This window comes from Roseitalea sp. MMSF_3546 (assembly GCF_030732865.1).
Classification (GTDB): domain Bacteria; phylum Pseudomonadota; class Alphaproteobacteria; order Rhizobiales; family Rhizobiaceae; genus Roseitalea.
In genome coordinates this window covers 36,177-49,262 of sequence record NZ_JASHKB010000006.1, presented here as the reverse complement: position 1 = coordinate 49,262, position 13,086 = coordinate 36,177, and the positions used below count along the sequence as shown (strand labels likewise).

Here is a 13,086-nt window from a genome sequence, read left to right as displayed (position 1 = left end):
CGCGCGGGTGCGGTATCACTGGGCTGCGACGCTGACACGGGCGGGCGCCTGGGGGAAGGAGACGGTCACCTCGGTGCCGTGCTCGGACGAGGACTTGATCGCGACGTCGCCGTCATGCAGGGCGACGAAGCTCTTGACGATGGCAAGGCCGAGCCCGGCGCCGCGGCGGCGGCCGGCGCGTTCGGTGTGAAAGCGCTCGAACACATCGGCCAGCGCCGCCTCTTCGATGCCGGGGCCGCGGTCGCGGATCCGGAAGGTCACGCCGGTCTCGCCGCGCTCGCAGGCAAATGTGACGGCGGAGTCGGCCGGCGCGAAATCGGCGGCGTTGGCCAGGATGTTGATCATGATCTGCTCGAGCCGTGCGCGGTCGGCGACGATGCTGCCGGCATTGGGATCGATGCGCAAGACCAGTTCGATGCCGTGCTCGTCAAAGCGCGGCCTGAGCGCGTCGGCAACCGCCTGCATGACCGGCTGCAGTTCGACCGTCGCAAGGTCGAGCTCGAGCACGCCGGCATCGACGCTGGCCAGGTCGATGATGTCGCGGGTCAGTTCGGTCAGGTCGCTGGAGGAAGCGGCGATGTGGCCCAGATATTCGCGCTGCTTGTCGTTGAGCGGGCCGGTCGCCTCCATCTCGAGCAATTCGGCGAAGCCCGAGATCGAGGTCAGCGGAACGCGCAGCTCATAGGACACATGGCGGATGAAGCGGTCGCGCAGCAGGGCGGTGCGCTCGAGCGCCTCGTTGCGCTCGCGCAGGGCGCGCTCGATCTGGTCGGCGGCGGTGATGTCGACGAAGGTGATCATGGTCTGGCCGTTGGGCAGCGGCACGACCATCCAGGACAGGGTCAGATCGCCGGCCTGTGCGCGGCCATCGGCCTCGGCGCGGTCCTCGTCGAAGCCGGTGACGATGCCGGCGAACCGTTCCCAGGGGCCCGGATCGCCGTGCCGGGCGGCGCAGGCCTGGGCGATCGCCGAAATGTGCACGCGGTCATGGGCCATCAGATGCGACACGCCCCAGAACTTCTCGAAGGCCGGATTGGCCAGGCGCAGCGTGCCGTCGGAATCGAAGACGGCAACGCCTTCGGCCAGATTGTCGAGCGTTTCGCCCTGAACGCGCACCATGGTCTTGTAGCGGCTTTCAAGATCGATGCGCTCGGTCAGGTTCTCGAACACCCAGGTCAGCCCGCCGCGCGGATGCGGATTGGCGATGACGCGCACCGTGCGGCCGTCGGGCAGGTACCACCAGTGCTCGCGCGATTCCACCGCCTGGAATGCGCCGAGCACATCGTCCTTCCAGCGCCGCCATTCGGGCTGTTCGGGCAGCTTGCCCTCCTCGCGCAGGCGGTCAAGGAACATGGACATGTCGGGCTTGCCGGCAAGAAACGTCGAATCGAGCTCCCACATCTGCTGGAAGGCCTGGTTGTGAAAGCGCAGCCTGGCATCGTTGTCGAACATCGCCACGGCGGTCGTCAGTTCGTCGAGCGTTTCCTCGTGACTGCGGATGGTCGTGTTGAGCTCGGCCCGCACGGCCTCGGTCTCGGTGCGGTCATGGCCGAAGCCGGCAGAGCCGGACGGGCCGGCGACGTCGAGGACGTCGTACATCAGCCGGTCGCCGTGCACCACGGTCGAGACCGTGTCGGCGAAATGGCCGTCGCTGGCGCGCTGCTGGATGATCTGGCTCTTGGCGGCGCTGCCGAACAGTTCGGCCTGCCGCGCGATGACGGCATCAAGGCCGTCGCACTCGACCGCCTCGGCATAGGCGCGGTTGACCCAGGCCAGCTCGCCCCGGCCATTGCGCAGCCAGACCGGCATGTCGGCCTGGTTCAGCAGCGCCTTGAGCGTGTCGAGCGTCTCCACCAGACGGGTGTGCTCGGCGACCAGGCGCGCATGGTCGGCGCGCTCGCCGACAAGCGAGGTGAAGCGGACAACGGCGCTGCCGCCGGCGGTGCGGCCGATCACCTCCACCGGCGCGCCCAGCGAGGTCTGCACCACGTCGTGGAACGCCACCGCGTTGTCGCGCAGCCTGGAGATGGCCTCGTCCAGACGCGCCGCCGAGCGGGGCTCGAGCCAGCGGCCGAAGGCAAGGAAGTCGGACCGTCCCTCGGGCGCGCCGACATGGCTGTCCAGCCGGCCGATAATGGCGGGGCGGACATCCTTGTCGGTCCATACCACGGCGCGCTGGCCGTCGGCGCCCGACAGCGCCTCGAGCTGGTTCATGCGCGAGCCCATGGCCGAGATCTTGCCGCGCAGGGCGAGGTTCTGCGAGGCGGTGCGCGCGCGCTCGCGGATCAGCCAGGCGGCCGAGGCGATGGCGGCGGCGAGAGCGCCGGCAAGAAGCGAGAACTGGACGACTTCGAATGTCTCGAGCGGCAGGCCGAAGACCCGTACCTCGTTGCCGGGCGCCGTGACCGGCTGCGCGGCTGCCGGCGCCGGGCGGCCGGCAAGGGCCGTGGCCGCGGCAAGCGCCAGGGCGTGCGGCAGGCAGGGCAGCCGGCGGCCGGCATCGCGATCGCCTGTGAAAATGCCTGCCACGCGCCGCCGGCGGCGCGTCGTGCCCATGTCCGGCATGCCGGTCCCCTTGCCTGTGCGCTTCAGGCACGCCATTGCCGGCCGCATGCGCGGGCCCCCAACCGCACGGCCGACAAAGCACACGCTACGCACGAATCACCGAAAGATAACTTTCCAGCGAATCCGCGTGAAGGCTCGCGACGAAAAAAGCCGGCCCGAAACACCGGACCGGCTCGAAATGGGCGATCGCCGCGCGTGTCAGTAGCGATAGTGTTCGGGCTTGTAGGGACCTTCCGGCTTGACGCCGATATAGTCGGCCTGATCGGCGTCGAGCTCGGTCAGCCGCGCGCCGATGCGTCCCAGATGCAGCCGGGCGACCTTTTCATCGAGGTGCTTGGGCAGGATGTAGACCTGGTTGTCGTATTTGTCGCCGCGGGTCCACAGCTCGATCTGGGCCAGCACCTGGTTGGTGAAGGAGGCCGACATGACGAAGGACGGATGGCCCGTGGCGTTGCCCAGGTTCAGAAGCCGGCCCTCCGACAGAAGGATGATCGCGTTGCCCGAAGGCATCTCGATCATGTCCACCTGGTCCTTGATGTTGGTCCATTTGTGGTTCTTGAGCGCGGCGACCTGAATCTCGTTGTCGAAATGGCCGATATTGCCGACGATGGCCATGTTCTTCATCTGCCGCATGTGCTCGATGCGGATGACGTCCTTGTTGCCGGTGGTGGTGATGAAGATGTCGGCGGTCTCGACCGCATCTTCGAGCCGGACCACCTCGAAGCCGTCCATGGAGGCCTGCAGCGCGCAGATCGGGTCGATCTCGGTGACCTTGACCCGGGCGCCGGCGCCGCGCAGCGAGGCGGCCGAGCCCTTGCCGACATCGCCGTAGCCGCAAACCACGGCGACCTTGCCGGCCATCATGGTGTCGGTGGCGCGGCGGATGCCGTCGACCAGGCTCTCCTTGCAGCCATACTTGTTGTCGAACTTCGACTTGGTGACCGAGTCGTTCACATTGATCGCGGGGAAGGGCAGGTGACCCTTTTCCATCATCTTGTAGAGGCGGTTGACGCCGGTGGTCGTCTCCTCGGTGACGCCCTTGATCATGTGACGCTGCTTGACGAACCAGCCCGGCGTCTCGGCCATGCGCTTTCTGATCTGCGCGAACAGGGCCTCTTCCTCCTCGCTGGTCGGGTTGGCGATCAGGTCTTCCTCGCCTTCCTCGACGCGCGCGCCCATCAGGACATACAGCGTGGCATCGCCGCCATCGTCGAGGACCATGTTGGCGCCGCCATCGGGGAACTGGAAGATGCGGTCGCAATAGTCCCAGTATTCCTCGAGCGTCTCGCCCTTGACGGCGAAGACCGGCGTGCCGGTGGCGGCGATGGCCGCGGCGGCATGATCCTGGGTCGAGAAGATGTTGCACGAGGCCCAGCGCACATCGGCACCCAGCTCGGTGAGTGTCTCGATGAGAACGGCGGTCTGGATCGTCATGTGCAGGCTGCCGGCGACGCGCGCGCCCCTGAGCGGCTTGTCGGACCCGTATTCCTCGCGCAGCGCCATCAGGCCGGGCATTTCGGTTTCGGCGATGGCGATTTCCTTGCGGCCGAATTCGGCCAGGCCGATATCGGCGACGACATGGTCGGTCGCGACAGACTGGGGTGCAGCTGACATCAAATGCTCCGTTGTTCGAAATATGTGGGCGCTCCCTAACAGAGCACCGGCCTTGGCGCAATGACAACATAAAGAAATCTTTATGTCTGCATGTCCGGCGTCGCCCTGACGGAATGTGCCGCGGTCACTCGCCCTCGCCGAAGCGGTCGGCGATCAGCGTGCCGATCCGGTCGAGCGCATGGGCCGCATCGGGACCGTCGGCGCAGATCTCCACCTGGCTGCCCGGCCCGGCCGCCAGCAGCATCAGCCCCATGATCGAGGTGCCGCCGACGGTCGTGCCGTCCTTGGACACGGTGATCTCGGCCTCGAACTGCTCGACCAGCCTGACGAGCTGCGAGGAGGCGCGGGCGTGCAGGCCCCGCTTGTTGGTGATGGAGAAGGTGGCGCAGATCGGTCCGGCCGCATCGGCCCCGGAGCCCGGCATCCGGTCGCCGCGGCTCATTTGGCCGCCAGAAGCTGGCTGGCGACGTTGATGTATTTGCGGCCCGCCTCGCTCGCCAGTTCCAGCGTGCTGTCGAGGTCGCCTGTCTGGCGCGCCTTGGCCAGCTTGATCAGCATGGGCAGGTTGGCGCCGGCAATCACCTCGGTGCGGCCCGGCTCCATGACGGAAATGGCGAGGTTGGAGGGCGTGCCGCCGAACATGTCGGTGACCACGATCACGCCCTGGCCGCCCTCGGCCCGGCCGATCGCCTCGATGATGTCCTGGCGGCGCTGTTCCATGTTGTCGTCGGCCTCGATGCAGACCGTCTCGAAGGCGGCCTGCGGGCCGACCACGTGCTCGACCGCCCGCAGGAAGGCGTCGGCCAGTGCGCCATGCGTGACCAGCACGACACCAATCATCGATGGCAAACTCCCGTCACAGGTTGCGGCTCGGCGTCCGACCGGGCGCTCATCATGACCAGCAAAGCCGGCGTTTGACAAGGCGGGGTCGCTGTTTTGCCCGTGCAGCATATCGGCACAACCGGCAAAACCTGGCCGGTCACAGCCAGACCGGCAGGCCGAGCGCGGCGAACACGGCCGTGGCGGCCGATGGGGCGGGGCCGGCCGGCAGGCGCAGGCAGGGCAGCCGGCAGCCGGCGAGCGTTTCGGTCTCGCCCTCGGCAAAGCGCCTGGCGCGGGCCGGCTCGACCAATCGCACCAGCAGCGCGACGGGCGCTTGTGCCACGGTCATGGCGGTCGCATCGGCGATGCCGAAGCCGCGGATCTCGATCTTGCCGCGGATCGGCGCGGGACAACGGGCCAGCAGCGTCCCCTGGTGCGGCACAAGGTCCGTCCGGTCATCGGCGATCAGGCCCGCATCGCGGTCGGCGGCGCGCGCGCGGCGGATGATCTCGAGGGCCAGCGTGGTCTTGCCGCTGCCGGCCTCGCCGGCGATCAGGACGCATCGGCCGTCAATGGCGATGGCGGTGGCGTGCACCGGACCGGTGGGATGCCGGTCACTCACGGGGCAGGCGGACGATGAAGCGCGCACCGCGCACGTTCGACCGGTCATGTGCGTCGACGATGTTCTCGGCGGTCAGCGTTCCGTCATGGGCCTGGACGATCTGGCGCGAGATCGACAGGCCGAGCCCGGAATTGTTGCCGAAGGCGTCGGTATCGGGACGGTCGGTGTAGAAGCGGTTGAAGATCGTCTCGATGTTGTCGGCGCGGATGCCCGGACCGTTGTCCTCGACGCGGATCTCGGCAAACCGCCCCTTGTCGGCAAGCCGGACGTCGATGCGCCCGCCGGTTTCGGGCACGAAGGAGCGCGCGTTCTCGATCAGGTTGGTGATCACCTGGGCAAGGCGCGAGGCGTGGCCATTGACGCGGTAGCCGCGGTGGGGGTCGGAGGGGTTTTGCACATGCAGCTTCGGCACGACCGCGCCGGTCTGGCTGAGCCCGCACTGGGTGACGATCCGCTCGAGCAGGGCGGCCAGATCGACCGGTTCGGCGTCGGCGCGCGCCAGTTCGGCATCCAGGCGCGAAGCGTCCGAGATGTCGGTGATCAGCCGGTCGAGGCGCTGGACATCGTGCTCGATGACCTCGAGCAGGCGCTTGCGCGAGGCTTCGCTGCGGGCGCGCGGCAGCGTCTCGACGGCGCTGCGCAGCGAGGTCAGCGGGTTCTTCAACTCGTGGCTGACATCGGCGGCGAAGCTCTCGATGGCGTCGATGCGCGCATAGAGCGAATTGGTCATGTCGCGCAGGGCCACCGACAGATTGCCGATCTCGTCATGGCGCGCCGAAAAGTCGGGGATCTCCTCGCGGTTCTTGATCGACCGGCGCACGCGCACTGCCGCCGCCGACAGGCGCCGGAGCGGGTTGGCGATGGTGCCGGCCAGGAGCATGGACAAGATCACGTTGACGACGACGGCGACCGCGAAGACGCGGAACATGGCAAAGCGCTCGGCGCGCACGATGGCGTCGATGTCGCCGCCCTGGGTCGACAGTTGCAGCACGCCGAGCACGGCGCGGAAGCGCTGCACGGGCACGGCGACCGAGACGATCATCTCGCCCTGTTCGGAGATGCGCACGATCTGCTTGCGCTCGCCGGCCAGCGCGTCCATCACCTCGGGATAGGCGGTGCCGGTGCCGCCGGGCTGCTCGCGATAGAGTGGCAGGTCGTTTCGGCGGAACAGGCGGCTGAACCAGTTGCGAACGTCCTCGACAAGATGCGTGTCGGGCGCGTCCAGCGGCTCCAGATCGTAGCGCAGGATCTGTCCGCGCGAATAAAGATGGCGGCTGTCGAGGATCAGGTTGCCGTCGGGATCGTAGATGCGCGCACGGGTGCGCGTTGGCGAGATCAGCCGGCGCAGGACCGGGGCGACGCGCTCGGGATTGATGGGGAAGTCGAGGCTGTCGAAACCGTCCACATTGGGCACGATGCTCTCGCCGGCCTGCAGTTCGAGCAGCTTTTCGGGATCGATCAGGATGGCGTCGGTCTCAACGCTCGCCGAGGCGGCGATGGCGCCGGCGATGATTTCGCCCTGGGTCATCAGGCTTTCGACGCGCGCGTCGATCAGCCCGTCGCGAAACTGGTTCAGATACAGGATTCCCGACATCAACAGGCCGAGCGCGGCCAGGTTGAGGATCAGGATGCGGCGGGTGATGGAGGAGAACAGGGGCCGGCCGAACAGACGGCGCGGCCCGGTGGCCATCAGGGGCGGGCGCGCGGCCTCGCCGGCCGCCCGGCGGCGGCGCGTCTGCTCGATCGGCATATGGTCCGTTTCGACGGCCATCGATCAGCGTTCCCTGCGGTTCGGCGGTCGGCGCCGGGCCTCGGCCGGCGGGCTCAGGCCGCCTCGCGAAAGCGGTAACCCACCCCGTAAAGCGTCTCGATCATATCAAAGCTGTCATCGGCCGACTTGAATTTCTTGCGAAGCCGCTTGATGTGGCTGTCGATGGTCCGGTCGTCGACATAGACCTGGTCGTCATAGGCCGCGTCCATGAGCGCGTCGCGGCTCTTGACGACGCCGGGCCGCTGGGCCAGCGAGAACAGGATCAGGAACTCGGTCACCGTCAGCGTGACGGGCTTGTCCTTCCAGGTGCATGTATGCCGTTCCTGGTCGAGCACAAGATGGCCGCGCACCAGTGTCTGCGCGGCGGCCTTCTGGCCGGGCTTGACGGCGATCTCGCGCGCGGCGGTGCGACGCAGGATGGCGCGCACGCGCTCGATGAGAAGGCGCTGGGAGAACGGCTTGGTGATGAAGTCGTCGGCGCCCATCTTCAGGCCGAACAACTCGTCGATCTCGTCGTCCTTGGAGGTCAGGAAGATGACCGGCAGATCGGACTTCTGGCGCAGCCGGCGCAGCAGTTCCATGCCGTCCATGCGCGGCATCTTGATGTCGAGGATCGCAAGGTTGGGCGGCTTGGCCAGCAGCCCGTCCAGCGCCGAAGCGCCGTCGGTGAAGGTCTCGACGCGAAAGCCTTCGGTCTCGAGCGCGATCGAAACCGAAGTCAGGATGTTGCGGTCGTCGTCGACAAGCGCGATGGTCTGCATCGTGTAATTCTCCCCGGCCATGACGCATGTCCCTTCTTGTGCGCGAGTATGCGAGGAACGCCATGGCCCCGAAAACCGGCGCAAATTGTGGCACATCTTCGCAGTGCAATGCCGGCCTTTGGGGCGGCGCCCGCGCCCCTCGCCGGTTCATGCCGGACCCGTGCACGGGTCCGCTCAAGGCGTTGACGATTAAGGTTACCTGTCCACAAAGATCAAGCGGATTTCAAACGATTGAAACGATTTTCAACTTTTTAAAACGATTAATCGTTTGAGATTGTTCATATATTCTGTTTCACGCTCTGTCTCTGCTTGCGCCGCCAAAAGCATCGGCGGGAGCGGCGACATTGCAACACGGACACCGGTGGCCATCATGACAGCTCATGGCGTATTCAATCCAGATCTCGAGACGAGCGGCATCGCAGGCGCGGCCAATGTCTACTACAATCTCCTCGCTCCCGAGCTCTACGAATACGCCCTCGCCCGCGGCGAGGCGCAGCTGACCGCCCACGGTGCGCTGGTCGCGCGTACGGGCGAGCATACAGGTCGCTCGGCAAAGGACAAGTTCGTGGTCCGCGACGGTCGTGTCGACGATGATGTGTGGTGGGACAACAACAAGCCGATGACGCCCGATGCGTTCGAACGGCTGCGCTCGGACATGCTGGCGGCGATGCAGGGCAAGGACCTGTTCGTGCAGGATCTGATCGGCGGCGCCGACCCAGACCACGCCATCGGCACCAGGGTCATCACCGAAAGGGCCTGGCACTCGCTGTTCATCCGCAATCTGCTCATCCGTCCCGGGCGCGAGGCGCTCGCCGGTTTCGTGCCGCAGATGACCATCATCGACCTGCCGTCCTTCCGCGCCGAGCCGGGCCGGCACGGCTGCCGCACCGATACGGTGATCGCGGTCGACCTGACGCGCATGATCGTGCTGATCGCGGGCACGGCCTATGCCGGCGAGATGAAGAAATCGGTGTTCACCGCGCTCAACTACGTCTTGCCCAAAGCCGGCGTCATGCCGATGCACTGCTCGGCCAATGTCGGCCCCGCCGGCGATGTGGCGGTCTTCTTCGGCCTTTCGGGGACCGGCAAGACGACGCTCTCGGCCGATGCCGAGCGCACGCTGCTGGGCGATGACGAACATGGCTGGGGCCCCGACGGCGTCTTCAATTTCGAGGGCGGCTGCTATGCCAAGACGATCCGGCTGCGCGCCGAATCCGAGCCGGAAATCTTCGCGACCACGCAGCGTTTCGGCACGGTGCTCGAAAACGTGATCCTGGACGAGGCGCGCCGGCCCGATTTCGACGACGGTTCGCTGACCGAGAACACGCGCTGCGCCTATCCGCTGCACTTCATCCCCAATGCCAGCGAGACCGGCCGCGCCGGACATCCCAAGAACATCGTCATGCTGACGGCCGACGCCTTCGGCGTGATGCCGCCGATCGCGCGGCTGAGCCCGTCGCAGGCGATGTATCACTTCCTTTCGGGCTACACCGCCAAGGTGGCCGGCACCGAGCGCGGCGTCACCGAACCCGAGGCGACGTTCTCGACGTGTTTCGGCGCGCCGTTCATGCCGCGCCATCCGGCCGAATACGGCAATATGCTGCGCGAACTGATCGCCGAGCACGGCACGCGCTGCTGGCTGGTCAATACCGGCTGGACGGGCGGCGCCTATGGCGTGGGCGAGCGTATGCCGATCAAGGCGACACGCACGCTGCTCGCCGCAGCGCTCGACGGCTCGCTGGAGGACGTGGCCTATCGCACCGACCCCAATTTCGGCTTCGAGGTGCCGGTGGCGGTGAGGGGCATCGACGACACCATTCTCGACCCGCGCTCGACCTGGGCGGACGCCTCCGAATACGACGCGCAGGCGGCCATGCTGGCCGGCATGTTCCGCGACAATTTCGACAAGTTCGCCGATCATGTCGATCTTGACGTGGTGGATGCCGGCCCGGCTTTTTTGCTGGCCGCTGAATAGGACCGTCCGGACGCCGTCTGCGGACGATTTGCGGCCATCGACCCGCTTGCATGGCGGGCCGAGCGGTGCATGCTGATCGCCGGAGACAGCCATGACCGCGCAAGCCAGACCGACCGTTCCGCTCGATTTCGCCGACCGCACGCCCGAGGAAGCGGCGCGACGGGCGGCGGACTTCGCCGATCTGATGGGCCGGCGGCGCACGGTGCGCGACTTCTCCGACCGGCCCGTGCCGCGCGCGCTGATCGCCGATTGCCTGCGCGCGGCGGTGAGTGCGCCTTCGGGCGCCAACCAGCAGCCCTGGCATTTCGTCGCGATTGGCGACGGGGCGACCAAGGCGCGCATCCGACTGGCCGCCGAGGCCGAGGAGCGTGCCTTCTACGCGGGACGGGCGGGCGCGGCCTGGCTTGCCGCGCTGGCGCCGCTGGGCACGGACGCGCGCAAGCCTTTCCTTGAGGTCGCCCCCTGGGTGATCGTCATCTTCGCGGCGCGCCACGGCCTCGATTCGGCCGGCAATCGGATCAAGCACTACTATGTCAACGAATCGGTTGGGATCGCCACCGGGCTTCTGATCGCGGCATTGCACAATGCCGGCCTTGCCACGCTCACCCACACGCCCTCGCCGATGGGGTTCCTGACCGACATCTGCGGCCGGCCGGCCAACGAGAAGCCGGTGATGCTGGTCGTCGCCGGCTATCCGGCGCCGGGCGCACGGGTTCCGGCGATCGCCCGCAAGCCTGCCCGCGAGACGATCACATGGATCGGTGGCGATGAGCGCTGATCCGATCCGGTTGACGCAGGGGCGCACCGTGCCCGAATGGGCGCTCGTGGAAAGCTTCATCCAGTCCTCCGGCCCGGGCGGGCAGAACGTCAACAAGGTCGCCACCGCCGTGCAGTTGCGCCTGCTGGCGCAGGCCTCGGGCGTGTTCACCGACGCCGAACTCAGGCGGCTGTTCAAGCTGGCCGGCAGCCGGGCGACCAAGGCCGGGGAGATCGTCATCGAGGCGAGCCGGCACCGCGCGCGCGAACGCAACCGGCTCGATGCGCGCGAGCGCCTTGCCTCCCTGATCGACCGCGCGCTCGCGCCGCCGCCGCCACCGCGCAAGAAGACCCGGCCGACGCGCGGATCGGTCGAAAGGCGGCTGAAGGCGAAATCGGCGCGCGGCACCGTCAAGAAGCTGCGCGGGCCGGTCAAGGGCGAGGATTGAGCCCGCGGAACCGGCAGGCAAGGGCGGCGCGGCGGCGCACGCAACTGTCGCGGCGCCAACAAAGCGCTTTGCTTTGCCCGCCATCCGGTGCAAACACGGGTGCGCAAACACCGCTTCAAGGGAGACGGGAGATGGGATTTTTCGATTTCGTCAAGAATGCCGGCAAGCGACTCGGGTTCGGGGACGATGACACCGAGAACGCCAAGGCACTGAAGACGGAACTGGATTCGCACGATCTGGGGACCGGTGCGGTCGACATCGAAGTGAAGGGCGACACCGCCGTGATCAAGGGCGTGGTCGAGGATCAGTCGATCTTCGAGAAGGCCGTGGTCGCGGTGGGCAACACGCTGGGGATATCCAAGGTCGAGGCGTCGGACCTGAGGGTCGTGCCACCCGAAAGCGGGCTGAAGCTCGATCCGGGGGCCGACATGAACGCGATCATCGCGGCGGCGACGCCGGCCAGCGAGCCGAAATTCCACACCGTGGAAAAGGGCGACACATTGTGGGCGATCGCCGAAAAGGCCTATGGCAACGGGTCGAAATACAATGCCATCTTCGAGGCGAACCGGCCGATGCTGGACCATCCCGACAAGATCTATCCCGGTCAGGTGCTGCGGATCCCCGATCTCGACACTGCCTGACCGCGCCGCGCCAAAAGGTCCTCTTTCGCGGCGCCGGCAAACCGTCTAGATCACGCGCCGAAAGGGCAGGGCGGGTGCACCTGGCCCGCCCACGCCGCTCGCGGAGACGACACAGTCATGACCATGCTTGCCGATCTGCCCAAGGTGATCACCGTTTTCGGCGGTTCCGGATTCCTCGGTCGCCACATCACGCGCGCGCTGGCAAAACGCGGCTATCGCGTGCGCGCTGCGGTCCGCCGGCCCGACCTGGCAATGCACCTGCAGCCGCTGGGCGATGTCGGCCAGATCGCGGCCGTGCAGGCCAATGTGCGCCACAAGGGCTCGGTCGGTCGCGCCGTCGAGGGTGCCGACGCGGCGATCAACCTGGTCGGCATCCTCGCCGAAAGCGGCAAACAGCGGTTCAACGCGGTTCAGGAACTGGGCGCGCGCGCGGTCGCCGAGGCGTGTCGCGACAGGGACATCCCGCTCGTGCAGGGCTCGGCCATCGGTGCCGATCCGGACGGGGAGTCCGAATATGCGCGCTCGAAGGGTCGCGGCGAGGACTGGGTGCGACGAACCCTCGCAGACAGGGCGATCGTCATGCGCCCGTCAATCGTCTTCGGCCCCGAAGACGACTTCTTCAACCGCTTTGCCGACATGGCCCGCTTCTCGCCGGCGCTGCCGCTGATCGGCGGCGGCACGACGAAATTCCAGCCGGTCTATGTGGGCGATGTGGCCGAGGCCTTCGCGCAGGCCATCGATGGCAAGCTGCGGGGCGGCGCGACCTACGAACTGGGCGGGCCCGAGGTGATGAGCTTCCGCAAGTGCCTGGAGGAGATGCTGGAGGTGACCGAGCGCAAGCGCATCTTCGTCAACATTCCGTGGTGGGCCGCCCATATGCAGGGAAAACTGTTCCAGATGCTGCCCGGCCAATTGCTCACCGAGGATCAGGTCGTCCAGCTCAAGACGGACAATGTCGTCTCGCAGGCCGCCATCGACGAAGGCCGCACGCTCGAAGCGATGGGCATTACGGGCAAGACCGTCGAGGCGATCCTGCCGACCTATCTGTGGCGTTTCCGCCGCGCCGGCCAGTATCGCGCGCCCATCGAGCGCGCCGATCTGAACGAGTGA

General features: G+C 67.1%; 13 protein-coding genes. 5 read left to right on the top strand and 8 right to left on the bottom strand.

Translation table 11 applies throughout. The features are described from left to right. Positions 1-15 precede the first annotated feature (15 nt). From RBB34_RS06795 to RBB34_RS06760, 8 genes are all read right to left on the bottom strand, one after another. A complete protein-coding gene (locus RBB34_RS06795; RefSeq protein ID WP_306118440.1) occupies positions 16-2,565 on the bottom strand; it encodes a PAS domain-containing sensor histidine kinase in 2,550 nt (849 codons plus the stop codon). Positions 2,566-2,763: 198 nt separating this feature from the next. Further along, on the bottom strand, positions 2,764-4,179 hold the full coding sequence (gene ahcY / locus RBB34_RS06790) for an adenosylhomocysteinase (RefSeq protein ID WP_306118439.1): 1,416 nt from the start codon (positions 4,177-4,179) through the stop codon (positions 2,764-2,766). 124 nt (positions 4,180-4,303) lie between these two features. Beyond that, positions 4,304-4,603 carry an HPr family phosphocarrier protein gene (locus RBB34_RS06785; protein ID WP_306118552.1) on the bottom strand — a complete coding sequence of 100 codons (300 nt, stop codon included), beginning with the start codon at positions 4,601-4,603 and terminating at the stop codon, positions 4,304-4,306. A 14-nt stretch (positions 4,604-4,617) separates the two neighbouring features. Further along, entirely contained in the window at positions 4,618-5,019 is a 402-nt protein-coding gene (locus RBB34_RS06780; RefSeq protein ID WP_306118438.1) for a PTS sugar transporter subunit IIA, read from the bottom strand. A gap of 139 nt (positions 5,020-5,158) precedes the next feature. Further along, positions 5,159-5,623, bottom strand: a complete 465-nt coding sequence (locus tag RBB34_RS06775) for an HPr kinase/phosphorylase (protein ID WP_306118437.1) — start codon at positions 5,621-5,623, stop codon at positions 5,159-5,161. Continuing rightward, positions 5,616-7,373, bottom strand: coding sequence for a sensor histidine kinase (locus RBB34_RS06770; RefSeq protein WP_306118551.1), 1,758 nt, complete (start codon positions 7,371-7,373; stop codon positions 5,616-5,618). The genes RBB34_RS06775 and RBB34_RS06770 overlap by 8 nt, the downstream gene beginning before the upstream one ends. Before the next feature lie 74 nt (positions 7,374-7,447). Next, a complete protein-coding gene (locus tag RBB34_RS06765; RefSeq protein ID WP_306118550.1) occupies positions 7,448-8,155 on the bottom strand; it encodes a response regulator transcription factor in 708 nt (235 codons plus the stop codon). A gap of 243 nt (positions 8,156-8,398) precedes the next feature. Further along, entirely contained in the window at positions 8,399-8,527 is a 129-nt protein-coding gene (locus RBB34_RS06760; RefSeq protein WP_306118436.1) for a hypothetical protein, read from the bottom strand. Here RBB34_RS06760 and RBB34_RS06755 point away from each other — a divergent pair. The 5 genes from RBB34_RS06755 to RBB34_RS06735 all read left to right on the top strand — a co-directional run bounded on the left by RBB34_RS06755 (position 8,526) and on the right by RBB34_RS06735 (position 13,086). Then, the gene (locus RBB34_RS06755; protein ID WP_306118435.1) at positions 8,526-10,130 is read left to right on the top strand and encodes a phosphoenolpyruvate carboxykinase; all 1,605 of its coding nucleotides are present in this window, start codon (positions 8,526-8,528) and stop codon (positions 10,128-10,130) included. The genes RBB34_RS06760 and RBB34_RS06755 overlap by 2 nt on opposite strands. A gap of 91 nt (positions 10,131-10,221) precedes the next feature. Further along, entirely contained in the window at positions 10,222-10,908 is a 687-nt protein-coding gene (locus RBB34_RS06750; protein ID WP_306118434.1) for a nitroreductase family protein, read from the top strand. Next, positions 10,898-11,335, top strand: coding sequence for an alternative ribosome rescue aminoacyl-tRNA hydrolase ArfB (gene arfB / locus RBB34_RS06745; protein WP_306118433.1), 438 nt, complete (start codon positions 10,898-10,900; stop codon positions 11,333-11,335). Before RBB34_RS06750 ends, arfB begins: the two co-directional genes overlap by 11 nt. Before the next feature lie 131 nt (positions 11,336-11,466). After that, complete coding sequence (gene lysM, locus RBB34_RS06740) at positions 11,467-11,976, top strand: peptidoglycan-binding protein LysM (protein WP_306118432.1); 510 nt, start codon at positions 11,467-11,469, stop codon at positions 11,974-11,976. A 117-nt stretch (positions 11,977-12,093) separates the two neighbouring features. Beyond that, the gene (locus RBB34_RS06735; RefSeq protein ID WP_306118431.1) at positions 12,094-13,086 is read left to right on the top strand and encodes a complex I NDUFA9 subunit family protein; all 993 of its coding nucleotides are present in this window, start codon (positions 12,094-12,096) and stop codon (positions 13,084-13,086) included.